Annotated in this window: 15 protein-coding genes; 11 read left to right on the forward strand and 4 right to left on the reverse strand. The window is 45.3% G+C overall.

The features are described from left to right. The first annotated feature begins 26 nt into the window (after positions 1-26). The 7 genes from OJ16_RS15750 to OJ16_RS15780 all read left to right on the forward strand — a co-directional run bounded on the left by OJ16_RS15750 (position 27) and on the right by OJ16_RS15780 (position 8,123). Positions 27-1,496, forward strand: coding sequence for a tetratricopeptide repeat protein (locus tag OJ16_RS15750; RefSeq protein WP_040992199.1), 1,470 nt, complete (start codon positions 27-29; stop codon positions 1,494-1,496). Next, a complete protein-coding gene (locus tag OJ16_RS15755) occupies positions 1,496-3,076 on the forward strand; it encodes a GGDEF domain-containing protein (protein ID WP_040992729.1) in 1,581 nt (526 codons plus the stop codon). The genes OJ16_RS15750 and OJ16_RS15755 overlap by 1 nt, the downstream gene beginning before the upstream one ends. A gap of 91 nt (positions 3,077-3,167) precedes the next feature. Next, the gene (locus OJ16_RS15760; RefSeq protein ID WP_040992200.1) at positions 3,168-3,584 is read left to right on the forward strand and encodes a DUF3302 domain-containing protein; all 417 of its coding nucleotides are present in this window, start codon (positions 3,168-3,170) and stop codon (positions 3,582-3,584) included. Between the two features lie 2 nt (positions 3,585-3,586). Beyond that, complete coding sequence (locus OJ16_RS15765) at positions 3,587-4,717, forward strand: HlyD family secretion protein (protein WP_040992201.1); 1,131 nt, start codon at positions 3,587-3,589, stop codon at positions 4,715-4,717. 323 nt (positions 4,718-5,040) lie between these two features. Continuing rightward, positions 5,041-5,589 carry an ECF-type riboflavin transporter substrate-binding protein gene (locus OJ16_RS15770; protein WP_040992202.1) on the forward strand — a complete coding sequence of 183 codons (549 nt, stop codon included), beginning with the start codon at positions 5,041-5,043 and terminating at the stop codon, positions 5,587-5,589. A gap of 6 nt (positions 5,590-5,595) precedes the next feature. Beyond that, entirely contained in the window at positions 5,596-7,290 is a 1,695-nt protein-coding gene (locus tag OJ16_RS15775) for an ABC transporter ATP-binding protein (RefSeq protein WP_040992203.1), read from the forward strand. Continuing rightward, positions 7,287-8,123 carry an energy-coupling factor transporter transmembrane component T family protein gene (locus OJ16_RS15780; RefSeq protein WP_040992204.1) on the forward strand — a complete coding sequence of 279 codons (837 nt, stop codon included), beginning with the start codon at positions 7,287-7,289 and terminating at the stop codon, positions 8,121-8,123. The genes OJ16_RS15775 and OJ16_RS15780 overlap by 4 nt, the downstream gene beginning before the upstream one ends. Before the next feature lie 121 nt (positions 8,124-8,244). Here OJ16_RS15780 and OJ16_RS15785 read toward each other — a convergent pair whose 3' ends face one another. Both OJ16_RS15785 and OJ16_RS15790 read right to left on the reverse strand, forming a co-directional pair. Continuing rightward, complete coding sequence (locus tag OJ16_RS15785; RefSeq protein WP_040992205.1) at positions 8,245-9,423, reverse strand: MFS transporter; 1,179 nt, start codon at positions 9,421-9,423, stop codon at positions 8,245-8,247. Positions 9,424-9,552: 129 nt separating this feature from the next. Then, positions 9,553-9,828, reverse strand: coding sequence for a GNAT family N-acetyltransferase (locus OJ16_RS15790; protein ID WP_040992206.1), 276 nt, complete (start codon positions 9,826-9,828; stop codon positions 9,553-9,555). A gap of 165 nt (positions 9,829-9,993) precedes the next feature. Between OJ16_RS15790 and OJ16_RS15795 the strand changes: the two genes are divergently transcribed. The 4 genes from OJ16_RS15795 to OJ16_RS15810 all read left to right on the forward strand — a co-directional run bounded on the left by OJ16_RS15795 (position 9,994) and on the right by OJ16_RS15810 (position 14,727). Then, on the forward strand, positions 9,994-10,731 hold the full coding sequence (locus tag OJ16_RS15795) for a flagellar brake protein (protein ID WP_040992207.1): 738 nt from the start codon (positions 9,994-9,996) through the stop codon (positions 10,729-10,731). 121 nt (positions 10,732-10,852) lie between these two features. Next, positions 10,853-11,776 carry a DUF368 domain-containing protein gene (locus OJ16_RS15800; protein WP_040992208.1) on the forward strand — a complete coding sequence of 308 codons (924 nt, stop codon included), beginning with the start codon at positions 10,853-10,855 and terminating at the stop codon, positions 11,774-11,776. A gap of 278 nt (positions 11,777-12,054) precedes the next feature. Continuing rightward, entirely contained in the window at positions 12,055-13,893 is a 1,839-nt protein-coding gene (locus OJ16_RS15805) for an ABC transporter ATP-binding protein (RefSeq protein WP_040992209.1), read from the forward strand. A 129-nt stretch (positions 13,894-14,022) separates the two neighbouring features. Further along, complete coding sequence (locus OJ16_RS15810; RefSeq protein WP_040992210.1) at positions 14,023-14,727, forward strand: hypothetical protein; 705 nt, start codon at positions 14,023-14,025, stop codon at positions 14,725-14,727. A 119-nt stretch (positions 14,728-14,846) separates the two neighbouring features. Here the strand turns inward: OJ16_RS15810 and OJ16_RS15815 are convergent, their stop codons facing one another. Both OJ16_RS15815 and putP read right to left on the reverse strand, forming a co-directional pair. Next, positions 14,847-15,074, reverse strand: a complete 228-nt coding sequence (locus OJ16_RS15815) for a hypothetical protein (RefSeq protein WP_040992211.1) — start codon at positions 15,072-15,074, stop codon at positions 14,847-14,849. 177 nt (positions 15,075-15,251) lie between these two features. After that, positions 15,252-16,742: a sodium/proline symporter PutP gene (gene putP / locus OJ16_RS15820; RefSeq protein ID WP_040992212.1), complete on the reverse strand. Its 1,491-nt coding sequence runs from the start codon at positions 16,740-16,742 to the stop codon at positions 15,252-15,254. Positions 16,743-16,819: the final 77 nt, after the last annotated feature.

A 16,819-nucleotide genomic window follows, 5' to 3' on the forward strand; every position in this document is an offset into this window, starting at 1 on the left:
TTTTAAGCGGCGAAGGAATAAGTTAATTGGACAAGAGTCAGCACTTACTGGAAATTGAGCTGGAAAAACTCAAATTGCGTATTGAAAGTGAGCCTGAACAGGTGCTATCAAGTGCAGAACGATGTGCGACGAAAGCAAGCCAAATTTTCTATCCTCAAGGCGTTATCAGAAGCCTGATCATTATGTCTCGCTGCTACTGGGCGTTGATGGATTACCGTAAAGGTCTAAAAACCATCCGTGAGGCATACACCAAACTGACCTTGGTCGAAAACGACGACGACCTACCCGAAATATTACATATCCATGCACTGCAATTTTGGGGGCAAGCTAAATACTATTCGGCCCAGCAATATTGGATCCAATCTCTCGAAAAATCAGCACTTGTCGATCAAGTTGAAACCCAAATTGAATCTTTAATTGGGCTGGGTAATGTTTGGCGAGCACTCGGCGAATATGAGCTTGCGCAATCCACACATGAATTGGCCGTTAAAGTCTCCAATAGCATGTGCATTCCTTGGCTTGAAGGGAAAGCTCGCATCCTATTAGCTTGGGACCAATACCTCGCAGGCCACTATATCGATATGCTTTCTGTGCTTGATGGGGCAGAAGAAGTACTGCAACACCATGACGACAAAACGTGGCAAGCTGAAATATGGGACTTTCGTGGACTTGCATTACTCGGATTAAAACGCCTTGATGATGCAGAGAAAGCCACCCAGCACGCTCAACAATTAGTCGAAGAACATAACCTAATGTGGATGAAAGCCCACTCCTACATTAGTCGCGCACGCTTAGAGTTACTCCGACAGCAACCCGCACAATCGGCAGCGTTATTGCGAACCGCCGAAAAAGCGGCGAAGAGTTTCGATAATGGCGAGCTTCTCTCACAGATCTATTTCCAGCAATCGCGCGTTGCCGAAGAAGTGGGCGATTACAAAGTCGCCTTACAAACCTTTAAACAATATCGTCGCCACGCCGGTGAAATGCTCCGCGTGCAAACCTCTCGAGAAGGCAATGATAAAGCACGAACATCCAAGCGCCTGCTTGAATTGCGTGCTAAAAAACTGATCCATCGCATCCACCACCAATTTGCAAATGACGCCAATAAACAGATGAATAAGATGGTGTCAGAAACCCATTGGTGGGAGCAAATGATGCTTTATAAAATGGCGTTAAGCAGTGCGAATCATAGTGTGATTGTGATTCACCACTCAAATCAGCAAGGGATTGAAATCTGTGCCGAATTGGCACATTCCTTTTGCAATAACAATGATTTGCTCACAAGACTTAGCCCAAACAAGCTCGGACTATTGCTGGCCGAAACAGCCTCGAATGCCGAACATATTCACGGTATCTTAAAGCAGATGCTTGATATGTACCCATGGCAAAGACGTGGCATCCTCAATGACCAACCACGCGTTGATCTGTATAACATACTTGCTTTTCCATTTACGTTGGAGCAATTAGAACTCACCGAGATGACGGAAACATCATGATGGAAGGGCTGTTAGAAAAAATATCTGACGCGGGTTTTGACGCCTCCTCTTTTAGCGGAGAAGAAGCACTCGTTTTTTGGAAACATGTCCGCGAGCATGTGGCGAGTACGCCTCAAGAAAAAGCGCAATCTTATATGATTCGCGCCGAATTTTGCACGTCACTCAAGCAAAATAGAGCAAGCATTAAAGAACTTCGGGAAGCATTAGACTTACTCACCCTGCCTGCTGATGCCGAGCTTATCTTGGACATTCGAGGCGTTCTAGCCGACCGACTGGTAGACCATGGCGAATTTGGCACAGCGCTGAGTGAATATATAACCTCATCAACCATCGCCGTTGAGAGCAGTAATATTGATGCGTATGTCCGCGCGGTGCTGGGGATGGGCAATTTGTGTGATGCGTATGGTGACCACAGTCGCGCGCTTCGTTACTATCAAAAAATCGATGGCATTGACCATGCCATTACCAGTCGCTCACTTCGCTTGCGCTATAAACTTTATATGCTCGCCTGCTACATCACTCTCAATAAGGTTAACGCAGCCAGTGAACTCATCAGGGAGTGTGAAGAGTTAAGTATCCTCGTGAGTGACAAAGTGCTCGCGGGCCAAATCCTATTGTATCAATCTCGATTGTTGAGACAACAAGGCCTTTTTGATGAAGCGATGAAGTGCTTAGGCCGAGTGCAATATGCCGCTGGCAACATCAACTCCAACTGGTTATCTAACATGATCCGTATGGAACTAGGATGCTGCCTCAACGATGCGGGGAAAATTCATCTTGCAAACTGGGTGCTCGAGAGCGCTTATTCTCGCATTAAAAAAGAAAACTCCCCGGTTCTAAATCTGCGCCTTTGCAACGCCCTGGCTTCTGTTTGTGAAAAGCAAATGAATTTCAAGAGCGCCTTAGATTACCAACGTATTGCTTATGGCATCGAAAGTGAACTGATCAAAAAAATTCCAATTTGCGAATTAGGCCCTAACCAACTTCGTCGTCTATCGCGTTTTGAATTGCAGCTCAAATTAATCCTCTCTGAAATTGAAAACCGTGAGCTCAAAGAAACCACCGAGCATCAAAAACACGCAGTGGAACAATTACAGCACGATGTATTTACTGACCCACTCACCGGTTTGCACAACCGTCGTTGGCTGGATGTCCAACTGAAAGATCTCTTATTACATGACATACCATTTGCATTGCTTGTGATTGATATCGATCACTTTAAATCGATCAATGACGAACTCAGCCACCTTGTGGGTGATAAAGCGATCGTCAGTGTGTCCTCTGAACTTTCGGCGTACTTCTCCTTCTCTACCGCATCGTGTGTACGCTTTGGTGGTGAAGAATTCTTAGTCATATTAGAGCACTGCGAACTCGAACAAGCAGAAACGTATGCCGAGAATTACCGCAAGCGCATATTCCAATATGACTGGCGTAAAATTCTGGGGGAGCGAGGCCTAACGGTGAGTGTGGGGATTACGTTGCATCGTGAGGGCGAAAACACCCAACGTACTTTTTATCGTGCCGACAAAGCGCTTTATCGTGCAAAAGCAAACGGCCGCAACCAAACATGTTGTGAATAAGTGACAAACCATGCAAAGCAATGTAAACAACTCGATAATTACATGATTTAATTGTTATACTGGCAAAAATAGACTCTACATGGATTGTGATATGTTTCTAGACTACTTTGCCCTTGGCTTATTGATCTTTGTCGCTTTAGTACTTTTTTATGGTGTCATTGTCATCCACGACATTCCCTATGAAATTGCAAAAAGTCGCGAACACCCCCACCAAGATGCTATCCACTATGCGGGCTGGGTGAGCCTCTTCACCTTACATGTTTTATGGCCTTTCCTCTGGATTTGGGCCACGCTTTGGCGCAAAGAACGCGGCTGGGGATTTCATAAGCTCGAAGAAGAACAGCATGACTTACATCATCGCCTCGAGCATTTGATTGATCAGGTAGAATCGTTACAGCATGAGATTGAAAAACTCAAAAGTAATGCACCGACGGTGAGTAGCAGCCTGCAAAATGAGAATACGCAAACTTCGTCTCATCCGACTCAACCGAATAAAGAGGAGCAGTAACCATGGATTTATTACTGATTCTGACTTATGCCGCGTTGTGCATTACCATCTTCAAAGTCTTCCGCATCCCATTAAACAAATGGACAGTTCCGACAGCGGTTTTAGGCGGTGTCGTGCTCATCGGAACGCTGATCTTATTGATGAACTATAACCACCCTTATACCCAAATCGGTAATCAAGTGTTCTCAAGCACTCCGATCGTGTCGGGCGTAAGAGGCCGTGTGATTGAAGTTCCAGTCACGCCAAACCAACTGCTAAATAAAGGCGATGTACTGTTTAAAATTGATCCCGTGCCTTACCTCGCTGAAGTCGACAAGATCAAAGCGCAGGTTAAAGAAGCGAATCAAGGGGCGTTAGGCTTAGAAAGCGGCGTTCAAGCAGCAGAAGCATCATTAACAAAAGCCATCGCAGAACGAGATAAAGCGCAGCGTGAGTTTAGTCGTTATCAGCGCGGCTATGACAAGGGTGCGTTTACCGCCCAACAATTAGACACGCGCCGCCAAGCCTACAAAGCCGCCGAAGCGACCGTGAAAGTCGCCGAAACCAACATAGACCAAGCGGAAATCGCCCTAAACTCTGAAATTGGGGGCGAAAACACCACCGTCGCGCGTTTGCTCGCTGAATTGCGTAAAGCCGAGTTCAATCTAGAACAAACAACCGTGTATGCCCCGACCGATGGTTTTGCAACACAAGTCGCACTGCGTCCAGGCGTGATGGCAGTGCCACTACCATTGGCACCGGTGATGACGTTCGTTCATACGGAAGAGTTAGTGTATACCGCCGCCTTTAGGCAAAACTCCTTACAACGTCTTCGCTCTGGTTTCGAGGCGGAATTCATCTTCCGCGCTCTACCAGGCAAAGTATTTCAAGGCGAAGTGGTCGATGTTATCCCGGCCATTGGTGAAAGCCAATTCCAAGCCAGAGGGGCATTATTGGGAACAGATGCATTGCGAACCAATGGCCGCGTTTTAGTCACACTAAAAATGAACGATGACCTAAGTGAATATGCACTACCAATGGGTACGGCGGTTGAAGTCGCCGTGTATTCAGACCACTTCACCCATGTATCGATTATGCGTAAAGTTTTGATCCGCATGAAGAGTTGGCAAAACTTCCTCTACCTCGATCATTAACCACGTAACGTAACATTCAACGTATAAGCGGCGAAAACGTAACGCCTCTTATACGTTGTTTTCTCACTAATCCTCACCCTATTTAGTTCGCCTTCGTCATTCTCTCCGCTATTCAATCCGCAGTTTTCCATCCCACTGCCAATACCTGTGTGTACAAGACGGTTTACGTTCTCGTCGATCTCTTTTGGCCGTCTAGACAGTTAGCTTTCCATCATCAATATTATTCTGTATAATCCGCGCCCTTACGCTCATGAGCACTATAATAGAAGCATTTCAAACAGACTCGGAGCGAGTTCTTTGACTTTCTAGGACACACCTTATTTATGAATCTTTCAGCCAAAACTGTCGTGGTTATTGCTATCGGCGCAGCTCTTTATGGTATCGGCGGCCTACCAATGTTTGGTATTCCCGTTTTTGCTAACACGACGCTTAAACCGGCAATGGCCGTGCTTGCTCTATTCTCTGTTCTATTTGGGCCATTAGTGGGCTTTTTAGTTGGCTTCATTGGCCACTGGGTAACAGATATGTTTGCTGGCTGGGGCGTTTGGCTAACTTGGATTTTGGGCTCTGGTATCGTTGGCTTAACCATCGGTTTCTTCTCAGTTCTGACCAAAGATAACCTGAAAAAAGGTATTTTGAGCACCAAAGACTTTGTGCTTTTTGTCTTGCTCGCATTTATTGGTAATGTGGTGGGTTATGGCAGTTCGGCCTTCCTAGACACCATTTTATACGCAGAACCTTTTACAAAAGTGTTCACGCAGTTAACCATTATTGCAGCAGGCAACACCTTCCTTATTGCGATTGTTGGTTTCTTTATTCTTAAAAACGTTGCTAAGCGCAATGCGATGAGTCGCAATTTAACAGAGGCTTAATCGGCAATGACAATCGAATTTTCTGACTTCTCTTTTAGATATCAGTCGCTGGATAAACCGACGCTAAAGAATATCAATCTAAGGATAGAGAAAGGAGAGAAAATCGTTATCATCGGCCCTAGCGGCAGTGGTAAATCAACGCTTGGCCAGTGTTTGAATGGGCTTATTCCTCATTCAATTGCGGGCGAAACCACCGGTCATTTAACCATTAATGGTCAAGCAACATCGTCGTTTGACCTGCACGCCTATACCGAACAAGTGGGCACCGTACTGCAAGATACCGACAGCCAGTTCGTCGGTCTTAGCATTGGTGAAGACATCGCATTTGCATTGGAAAACCAACTGGTTTCCAACATCGACATGTACCCGCTCGTCAAAGCAACGGCTAAAATGGTTGAGCTCGAAGACATGCTTGACCGCTCGCCACACGATCTGTCTGGTGGACAAAAACAACGCGTTTCTCTTGCGGGCATTTTGGTTGATGACGTCGATATTTTACTGTTCGATGAACCGCTCGCGGCTCTTGACCCAAAAACGGGCCGCAAGACCATTGAGATCATCGACGATTTGCATCGTCAAACGAATAAAACCATCATCATTATCGAGCATCGTCTTGAGGATGTACTGCACCGCCATGTGGACCGCGTCATTCTGATGAGCCAAGGCGAGATCGTTGCCGACATGTCGCCAGATGCCCTATTGGCTTCTGAATTGCTGACTCAGCACGGCATTCGTGAACCCCTTTATCTTTCTGCCTTAAAAGCGGCGCACTGCCCATTATCAGCACAAGATAAGTTGTCTTCATTGAACACCATTGATGTCGAGCCATACCAATCGGCTTTCACCCAATGGCAAGTCGATACGCCTTTAACATCCAGTGTTGAGCATCAATCAACATTGCTGAAAGTGGCTGACCTGACCTACTCGTATGATGGTGAAAAAAATGCCCTTGAAGCGGTATCGTTTGAGGTTCAACGCGGTGAATTTGTCTCGATTTTAGGCAAAAATGGCTCGGGTAAATCCACTATCACTAAATTAGTGATGGGTGTTGTAGAACCGGATGCCGGTACGATCTATTTTGATGGTCAAAACATCGAAACATTGAGCATCTTTGAACGTAGCCAAAAAATCGGTGTCGTGATGCAAAACCCAAATCATATGATCTCACACCATATGATTTTCGATGAAGTTGCCTTTGGTCTGCGTAATAAAGGGCTTGAAGAAGCGCTTATCACGCAAAAAGTGGAGCATGTCCTCGATCTTTGCGGCTTGAGTAAATATCGACACTGGCCAATTGAAGCACTGAGCTATGGTCAGAAAAAGCGAGTCACCATTGCTTCTATCCTAGTGATGGAACCAGAGTTGCTGATCCTTGATGAACCGACGGCTGGTCAAGACTACCGCAACTATACGGCAATGCTGAGTTTTATTCAGAAGCTGAATCGTGAGATGGGAATTACCGTGGTTATTATCTCTCATGATATGCATTTGGTGCTGGAATACACCACACGCTCAATCGTCTTCGCTGACAGTCTATTAATTGCCGATAAACAGATGACGCAGGTATTTAGCCAGCCAGAGCTGTTGGATCGTGCGAATCTCACGACGACAAGCCTGTACGATTTAGCCGAACGATTGAATATCGACGATAAGAACCGCTTTATGCAAACCTTCATTCAACGCGAGAAACCAGCGGCATGAAAGCTTCAAAAATGAAATTTGGTATCAGTTATGTTGATACCAAATCACCGCTGCATGCCCTAAACGGCATTACAAAATTTGCTCTATTCATGGCATGGGTAACCGTGGTGCTGACCACCTTTGATTTACGCTTAATCAGCGTATTGATCATTGCGGGCTTATGGATGCTAAAACTCACTCGAGTTCCATTGAATGTCTATAAACCACTGCTTCTCGGTACAGTAAGCGTACTGCTGATGAATGCCCTATTTATGTTCCTGCTTGCTCCGCAGCAAGGAACTGAGTATATGGGGTCAAGCACCGTGCTATTGCCATTAGGACCATACTCGATTACTCAGGAAACCTTATTTTACTTAGCGACGGTGACACTGAAGTACTTCAGTATGTTCCCAATTGCGCTAATTTTTGTGTTTACAACGCACCCAACAGAATTTTCTGCGAGCTTAAATCGCATTGGCGTTCCTTACAAAATTGCCTATGCGGTTAGCTTAACATTGCGTTATCTACCTGAAGTAAAAAAAGATTTCGTTAACATTATGCATGCACAACAAGCTCGTGGATTAGACCTGTCTAAGAACACGCCTTTATTCAAGCGTATGCAAAACGTCGCGAAGATCCTGGGCCCGCTTATTTTTTCGAGCTTGGATCGTGCCGATGAAATTTCTAACGCAATGACATTACGTGGATTTGGTCGTCATAAGAGCCGTACTTGGTATAGCCAACGCCCGCTTAATAACATCGATAAGGCGACATTAGTCGTTATCGCTCTTATCGTAATGGGCGCCATTGCAAAACGCATGACCGACACAGAACTGTTTTGGTATCCATTTTAACAGACTCACAAATAAGAAAGAGGCGCCTTCATTGGGCGCCTCTTTTTTGTCTCGAGATTATCAGCAATGTTGATCAGTCAGAGTAATCAGTAAGGATAATCAAAGACTGATGGTGGGAACATTAGTTCCACTTCAACACTCGCACTTCATTGCCTTCACCTGGTTGGTCTGGAATATTCAATGACAGCAACAGTGATACCGCAGCCATCGCCGCGCCAATAAAGAACACGGCCGATGGTGACACTAACCAGATCAAACCAAACGTCACAGGGATCACAACGGCTGCAATATGGTTAATGGTGAACGATACACCTGCGGTTGAAGCCATATCCGCCGGATCACCAATCTTTTGTAGATACGTTTTCATCGCTAAGGCTAAGGCGAAGAATAGGTGGTCAATAATATACAAGGCAGCCGCCCACTCTGCGGTTTGCACAAACGCATAACCCACAAAGACACCGATTAAGCCAATATATTCAAACATAAGCGCTTTTCGCTCACCGACTTTTCCGATAAAACGCCCAATTCGCTTCGCAAAAAGAAAGTTAAATAAGTAGTTCGCGAGAAACAATAACGTCACTTCTGATGCAGAATAACCAAATTTTTCTACCATCAAAAAGCCCGCAAAAACCATGAATATTTGGCGGCGAGCACCACTCATAAAGGTCAATGCGTAGTACAGCCAATAACGCTTTCTCAGTACCAATTTTTTGTTTTGTGGCACCTTGGTTTCAAATTGTGGAAAAGCAAACGCAATCCAAATAACAAGAAGCAAACCAATGCCGCCAAAGAACAAATAGATCCATTTAAAATCGAGTTGGAATATTTCCAAACATACCCAAAGCGCACCATACGTCAACAATGATGCAAGAGCGCCAATCGACATGTATTTACCGAGTGCTTCTGGTGCTTCCTCTTTGGTTAACCACTGTAAAGCTAACGATTGTTTTAAGGTCTCAAAATAGTGAAAACCCGTCGACAATATTAATGTCGTGAATAACAGCCCAGAGAGCGAAGGAAAAAAGCCAGTAAAAGCGCTACCAATACAAAGCATCGCCAATGATAAAATCATAAAACGCTGTTCGCGAATGAACATCAGTACAAAGATAACCGTAAACGCTAAAAAGCCCGGAATTTCACGCACACTTTGCAATAGTCCAATATCCGCACCATCAAAGTTTGCCTTCTCGACAACAAAGTTATTGAGCAAAGCCATCCAACTAGAAAAAGCAACGGGAACAATAATAGAAATGATTAATAAAAAGTTATGTGGGGTTTTCCACCCAAGAGGTTGGTTCATCAAGTAGTTCCTTATAAAACGCCTCGCAAGACTACAGAGGGAACCGCTCACACTCAATCTTATTTACTTTTTATACCTAAAGGGCGTTGGTGTTTTTCAAGATAGTTGGCGACTTATACTTGTGCCGATTTATACCTGTAAATAGTGCCACTGCTCATTGCGTTCTAAATAACGCGTAACAAAACTGCACTCAGACCCAATTTTCGCATCACGCTTATTGATTTCATTAAGCACAGCCTCCATTAAAACCTGACCAAAACCTCGGCCTTGCAATGCCGCTGGCACTTGCGTGGAGGTAATAATATAGACGCCATTTTCATAACGAAACTTCGCTATAGCGAATTTATTCTCCTCAAGTTGCACACTAAATTGCTGTTGAGCTTGGTCTAAAGTAACTTCATGCATATAATTAGCCTCAAAAAATAATAACTACTCAAACTTATATTTTAGCTTGGTGTTTAAACTCTCAGTGATCCCTCAATAGAATGGACAGCATATTCCTATTAGGCAATGCGTATCTCTTATGCACGCCTATCTATATGAGTATTCTATCGGGACAATGGTAGCGGAATGAATAGTCAAACAGCAAAAAACTCAGCAGCCACTGCTCAACGCGTCCATCCAGATACACGTGTGACGTCAATACTCAACAGTGCCGATGCCTTGCCTATGATCGATCATGGACGAGATGTCAGTATCGGAATTATCACGCCCGTCGGTAACACGTACCGCGCGAGAAGTCATTTTATTGGTACCCATTCCAAACATATGATTTTGATCGAGCTACCTAAAATCTCTGACGACGATCTCCATGCATTTTTTCAAGAGGGGTTTTGGGCGACCATTCGTACCATCTCGCCTCATGGTGAAGGGGCGATATTCAGTTTCCGCAGCCAAATATTGCACGTCATTAAGACGCCGATTGCGATGGTAGCGATGTCTATTCCGCAAACCCTGCAATCCACCCCACTGCGCAGCGACCCTCGCTACGAAGTCAATTTGCCCGCTAAAGCACATATCAACGAGCATCGTATCGAATGCGTACTCCGCGATTTATCCAAAAGTGGTTGCTTGTTCCTAACGCCCAGTTTGACTCGTCCGTTTATCTCTGGAGAAAACGTCGAATTACACATTCGGACGCCCGGGAGCCAATACATTTTTGAGACACTCACTGGGACGATTTGTAACGTTAAGCAAACCGCCCAGACGCGACGCTATGGCGTACAATTTGATGAACGCGGCCGAAACAATGCAACCACGCTACTTTCACTGTTGAAATTTGATGGCAATCGACTCTCTTTAGATTGAATAAAAACCCAACAAGGTGTCCATTTATCTCATTTTTAGAGCGGTTTACCGCTCTATTTTCATACTTTTTAGATATCTTTCTCGGTATACTCTCGCCATCTAAAACTAATTGCTGTACAGAATGAATTACTTAACGACGTTTTTGAAAGGCATTGCAATGGGCGCTGCGGATGTAGTCCCGGGGGTTTCAGGCGGCACCATCGCCTTTATTACCGGTATCTATGACACGCTTCTAGAGAGTATCCGCCGTATTAACCCGAGTATTTTGGGGATCTGGAAACGCGAAGGTTTTAAGTCTGCGTTTAATCATATTAATGGCTGGTTCTTAATTTCGTTATTCAGCGGTGTCTTCCTCAGTATCGCAACGCTGGCGAAACTGATTTCTTGGTTACTGGTGACGCACCCTATTCCTCTTTGGTCGTTCTTCTTCGGTCTCATACTGGTTTCCGTCTTCCATATCCTTAAGCAAGTCGAAGAGCGCACTCTAAGCCGTGGGGTTTTTCTTCTGTTAGGTGTCGCGTTTGCCTATTGCATTACGATTCTTAACCCGCTGCAAATGGAACCGACGAGCATTAACATTGTGCTTGCGGGCGCTATTGCGATTTGTGCGATGATTCTTCCGGGCATCTCGGGAAGTTTCATCCTTTTGCTTATCGGCATGTACGCACCGGTTTTAGGCGCGGTAAAAGCGTTTGATTTTGGCATTCTGTCTTTATTCCTGACAGGTTGTGTACTCGGCTTACTGAGCTTCTCTCATGTTCTGTCTTGGCTACTAAAACGCTTTAGAGACACCACGTTAGTCTTTTTAACAGGACTCATGATTGGTACGCTACCAAAGATTTGGCCATGGAAAGAAACCATTTCATGGAGAACAAATTCAAAAGGTGAAGAGGTACCACTGATTCAGCATAACCTGACGCCATTTGAATTTGAGCATGTGGCCAACCAACCTGCTCAGTTGGGTATCGCGATCGTCATGATGATCGCAGCGATTGCGCTCGTGATTGGTTTAGAGAAATTCGCAGAGTATTCTCAATCAAAATAGTCCTACAACAGAGCCAGTTATCCTGGCTCTTTTTTCATCAGACAATACCCGCTTCCCCGTTCAAACTCTCCCAAAGATCCCCCTCGCTCAGGCCTTATTCACAGAGAAAGATGACGCATCTCTGGCCGTGATATAACACGAGGAAGCATGGATTATTCATCCTATATCTCAGTCTCTAGTTACATTTCAATAAACAAAACGATAACATAGCGATTATCAATATACCGCGCTGACAACCCATTCATTTCTTTCTTTTTTGTCGCGCTTTAGGATGATCTATGTTCAAGAAATTCGAGAGCTTTACTAAGCCTTTTCCCGATCAAGAGCCAGAGCAACCGCCACAAGGCATTTTCGCTTTTTGTCGTTACTACACGCGCGGCTTTGAAGGGCCATTGATCATCATGTCAATCATGGCCACCATTGTTGCTATTGTTGAAGTCTCACTATTTGGTGCCATGGGCAACCTGGTTGATTGGCTTTCAAATAGCAACCCCGAGACCTTCTGGCAAGACAATAAAGCAGACCTCATTTTCTACAGTGTGTTGCTGCTAGTCGTCATGCCTTTTATGGTCGTGAGCTATTCACTATTGGTCCACCAGACATTGCTAGGCAACTATCCAATGTCTATTCGTTGGCTTGCACACCGTTATCTCCTTAAACAGAGCGTCAACTTCTACCAAGACGATTTTGCCGGTCGCGTGGCGACCAAAGTCATGCAAACCGCGCTGGCTGTGCGCGAAACCGTCATGAAAAGTATGGATGTCTTCGTTTATGTCTCGGTCTATTTCACCAGTATGATCGTGTTACTGGCACAAGCGGATTGGCGCTTAGTGATCCCGATGCTTTTCTGGTTGGCGGCCTATATTGGTATTCAAATCTATTTTGTACCGAGACTAAAGCAAGTCGCGACCGATCAGGCCGACGCGCGATCGCTAATGACAGGGCGCATCGTTGATAGCTATACCAACATTTCTACCGTAAAACTCTTTTCACACAGCAACCGAGAAACGGAATATGCCGAAGAAGGTATGCAAGGTTTTCTAAAAACCGTGTACCGCCAGATGCGCTTAGTGACCGGTTTTGACATTGCCGTTGAAATCACAAACTACATTCTCGTTTTTTCAATTGCAGCACTGTCTATTTTCCTTTGGATGGACAACGCCATCAGTATCGGCGCCATCGCAATAGCAATCAGCCTTGCCTTACGCATCAATGGCATGTCGATGTGGATCATGTGGGAGGTCGGTGCGTTATTTGAGAATATGGGCACCGTGGTTGACGGCATGAAAACGCTCGCGAAGCCAATCGATATTGAAGATAAGCCCAATGCTAAACCACTGAAAATTGAACACGGTGGTATTGAGTTTGATAACGTCAGCTTCCATTACGGCGATAAAACAAAAGGGGTGATCAGCGATCTCAACTTACACATTAAACCGGGTGAAAAAGTGGGCCTTGTCGGCCGCTCTGGCGCAGGAAAATCCACTCTGGTTAACTTGCTGCTGCGATTCCATGACGTGGAACAAGGCCAAATTCGTATTGATGGCCAAGTGATTTCGGATGTGACACAAGATTCACTGCGTAGCAACATTGGGATGGTGACACAAGATACTTCATTGCTGCACCGCTCTATTCGCGACAACATTTTGTATGGTAAGCCCGATGCGACCGAAGAGCAGTTACTGCAAGCGACCAAGCAAGCACAGGCGCACGACTTTATTCAAACGCTCAACGACCCATTCGGCAACGTAGGTTACGATGCGCAAGTGGGTGAACGCGGCGTTAAACTGTCTGGCGGTCAACGCCAACGCGTTGCCATTTCACGCGTGCTCTTGAAAGATGCCCCGCTACTGGTGCTTGATGAAGCCACCTCAGCATTAGACTCCGAAGTGGAGGCTGCAATTCAAGAAAGTTTATATCAATTAATGGAAGGCAAAACCGTCATTGCGATTGCCCACCGACTCTCGACCATTGCGGCAATGGATCGCTTGATTGTGCTTGATGAAGGCAAGATCATTGAACAAGGCTCACATCAAGAATTGCTACAAAACAAAGGCATTTATGCGCAATTATGGACTCACCAAACTGGCGGGTTTCTTGGCGAAAATGACGATTAATTCCACGCCTTGAATCGACCAAGAAAAGGCGTCTAAGCCCTAACCTTTAAAAGCCCTCTTGAGGGCTTTTTGCTAACCAAAGACTTCGCTATACTCCCCCTCACTTTTTACACCATGAGTTTTCCATCAATGAACAAAAGTCTACTCACTAATGTCGTCGCGCTTGCCTTACTTGCTGGCGGTCATTATTTCGCAAATCCACTGGCTTTCAACGCGGGTCTGTTCGCTTTTTCAGGCGCGATCACCAACTGGCTAGCGATCCATATGTTGTTTGAGAAAGTACCCGGCCTTTACGGCTCTGGTGTCATTCCAGCACGATTTGAAGAGTTCAAACAAGCGATTAAATCATTGATGATGGAGCAATTTTTTACCGTAAAAAACATCGATAAATTTTTGAGCCAAGAGATGAGCAGCAATAAAACGCTCAACCTTGAACCTGTTATCGCTAAAGTCGACCTCAACCCAGCATTTGATTCATTAGTTGAAGTGATTGCACAGTCTTCTTTTGGCGGCATGCTTGCGATGTTTGGTGGTACCGAGGCACTACAACCGCTGAAGCAGCCATTTATTGAAAAAATGCAAGAGTCGATGGTGGAGATCAGTCAAAGTGATTCGGTGAAACTGGCGCTAAAAGAACAAATGGAATCGCCGGCAATGATGGATGAAATCAAAACGAATATCGAAAATATTATTGATCAGCGCCTAAACGAACTGACACCAAAACTCGTCAAAGAGATGGTGCAAAAAATGATCAAAGAACATCTTGGCTGGTTGGTTGTATGGGGCGGTATTTTTGGTGGTGCCATCGGTATCATTTCATCGCTCTTTATCTAATCTCACCGTTTATTGTCACGGTGAATGCCTTTAGGATTCACCGTAAACAAGAGCAAGCAACGCTGACTCAATGACTCAAGGCAGCGGAAACGCCGATAGCAGTACAAATTCAGAACCGATTACGCCGCCTTAGCATTCGGCAGCGAGACAACCCGACCTTCACTCTGATGATTGCAGGTGCGACAATAATATTGTTGCTCCATATTGACGTAGTGATCGCCTTGAATAACCGCTGAAATAAAGCGACTGAACGATTGAAAAAGGGTGTCATGCTGGTTGTCCGTTCGCACCATAATCGCTTTATGGGCCGTATATTTTTGACAACATTCACAATGTATTTTTCGCATGACTCTTCTCCCTTACTTGATGGTCAGTATTATTGACTCTTTTATAAACGCTTGGTTCCCGATATTTTCCAAGTAAAAAATGTTTTGTGAGGCATCCCAAAAAAATAGTCAGCAAAAAAAACAGCCTTGTTATACAAGGCTGTTATGACTCTCATTTTTCTATCGGGTTAAACCCGCTTATTCTAGCTCAACCAGCAGCTTCTTAAACTTCGCATGTTGCGCTTTTACCGTATCATCCGGCTCACCCGTGATCAGGCTAACCACAACAATCGCTAGCGTTGAGAAGATAATCCCAGGGACAATTTCATACACATCAAAGATCCCGCCGGAAACCTGCTTCCAAAGCACGATGGTCACACCACCAATAACAATCCCCGCTAAAGCACCAAATCGATTCATTCGAGACCAGTACAGGCTCAGCACCATCGCTGGACCAAACGCCGCACCAAAGCCCGCCCAGGCGTAAGACACCAAGCCAAGAACCGAGCTGTCTGGGGTCATCGCAAGAATCAGCGCCACAACGGAGATCCCGACCACAGCAAGACGACCCACCATCACGACTTCATCTGAAGTGGCGTCTTTTTTAAACACCTGCTTGTAGAAATCTTCGGCCAATGCGGATGAAGAAACCAATAATTGTGAATCCGCAGTACTCATCACCGCCGCAAGAATCGCTGCTAATAAAATACCCGCAATAACCGGATGGAACATGGCGTTCACAAGCAGCATGAAGATTTTTTCACCGTCATCCAACGAAACGCTGCCGGTGTTTGTTACATACACTAAACCGACCAAACCAACGAGCAATGCACCCACCATCGACAGAGCCGTCCAAAGCACAGCAATACGACGAGCTGTCGTCAAATCTTTATTGCTGCGTGACGCTTTAAAACGCGCCAAGATATGCGGCTGACCAAAGTAACCTAACCCCCAAGCGACCAAAGAGATAATCGCAATCGCAGAAAGCGGCTCACCTTTTGAATCATTCCAAAGCGTCAGCAGTTCAGGGTTAATCGTTTCCAATTGCTGGGTCAGCTCACCTAAGCCACCTTGCATTGCCGCAATTGGAACAATCATCAGTGCTGCGGCCATCAATAAGCCTTGCACTAAATCCGTCCATGACACCGCCAAAAAGCCACCAAACAATGTGTAGGACACCACACATAGCGTACCGATAACAACGGCAGTGCTGTACTCCAAACCAAACACGGTCTCAAAAAGTTTACCACCGGCGACAAGGCCCGAACTGGTATAAAAAAGGAAGAACAAAAGGATAAAAAATGCTGAGATCGTTTGAATCAGATTCGACTTATCGTTAAAACGACGTGCAAAAAACTCAGGAATGGTTAGTGCGTCCGTCGTAATGCTATAGGTACGCAGACGTTTTGCATTAATTAGCCAGTTAGCCCAAGTACCCACAAGCAGGCCGCCCGCCAACCAAAATGCTTCAATCCCTGCCGCATACGCGTAACCCGGTAAACCAAGTAGCAACCAACCACTCATATCCGATGCGCCTGCAGACAGCGCCGCAGGCCAAGGCCCTAGTGTACGCCCCCCCAAAAAGTAATCGCTGGAGTTTTTCGTTCGTAGGTAAGCAATGACGCCTATTGCTAACATCAAAATCAAATAAGCAACAAACGTCGTTGTAATAGCAAAGCTATTTTCCATGTATTTTTCCTCTTCTAAAAATTATCTCTTTCACCGATATGTCCTCCATGGCATCACAATGAAAGAGTCAATAGGTA

The sequence above is a fragment of the Vibrio renipiscarius genome, assembly GCF_000827885.1.
GTDB lineage: Bacteria > Pseudomonadota > Gammaproteobacteria > Enterobacterales > Vibrionaceae > Vibrio > Vibrio renipiscarius.

What these genes read in the sequence shown, in the direction of transcription:
- OJ16_RS15815 (WP_040992211.1), bottom strand. Translation starts at nt 15,074, where the DNA reads ATGCGAAAAATACATTGTGAATGTTGTCAAAAATATACGGCCCATAAA.
- OJ16_RS15765 (WP_040992201.1), top strand. Translation starts at nt 3,587, where the DNA reads ATGGATTTATTACTGATTCTGACTTATGCCGCGTTGTGCATTACCATC.
- OJ16_RS15800 (WP_040992208.1), top strand. Translation starts at nt 10,853, where the DNA reads ATGAATTACTTAACGACGTTTTTGAAAGGCATTGCAATGGGCGCTGCG.
- OJ16_RS15785 (WP_040992205.1), bottom strand. Translation starts at nt 9,423, where the DNA reads ATGAACCAACCTCTTGGGTGGAAAACCCCACATAACTTTTTATTAATC.
- OJ16_RS15760 (WP_040992200.1), top strand. Translation starts at nt 3,168, where the DNA reads ATGTTTCTAGACTACTTTGCCCTTGGCTTATTGATCTTTGTCGCTTTA.
- OJ16_RS15790 (WP_040992206.1), bottom strand. Translation starts at nt 9,828, where the DNA reads ATGCATGAAGTTACTTTAGACCAAGCTCAACAGCAATTTAGTGTGCAA.
- OJ16_RS15805 (WP_040992209.1), top strand. Translation starts at nt 12,055, where the DNA reads ATGTTCAAGAAATTCGAGAGCTTTACTAAGCCTTTTCCCGATCAAGAG.
- OJ16_RS15810 (WP_040992210.1), top strand. Translation starts at nt 14,023, where the DNA reads ATGAACAAAAGTCTACTCACTAATGTCGTCGCGCTTGCCTTACTTGCT.
- OJ16_RS15775 (WP_040992203.1), top strand. Translation starts at nt 5,596, where the DNA reads ATGACAATCGAATTTTCTGACTTCTCTTTTAGATATCAGTCGCTGGAT.
- putP (WP_040992212.1), bottom strand. Translation starts at nt 16,742, where the DNA reads ATGGAAAATAGCTTTGCTATTACAACGACGTTTGTTGCTTATTTGATT.
- OJ16_RS15755 (WP_040992729.1), top strand. Translation starts at nt 1,496, where the DNA reads ATGGAAGGGCTGTTAGAAAAAATATCTGACGCGGGTTTTGACGCCTCC.
- OJ16_RS15795 (WP_040992207.1), top strand. Translation starts at nt 9,994, where the DNA reads ATGAATAGTCAAACAGCAAAAAACTCAGCAGCCACTGCTCAACGCGTC.
- OJ16_RS15780 (WP_040992204.1), top strand. Translation starts at nt 7,287, where the DNA reads ATGAAAGCTTCAAAAATGAAATTTGGTATCAGTTATGTTGATACCAAA.
- OJ16_RS15770 (WP_040992202.1), top strand. Translation starts at nt 5,041, where the DNA reads ATGAATCTTTCAGCCAAAACTGTCGTGGTTATTGCTATCGGCGCAGCT.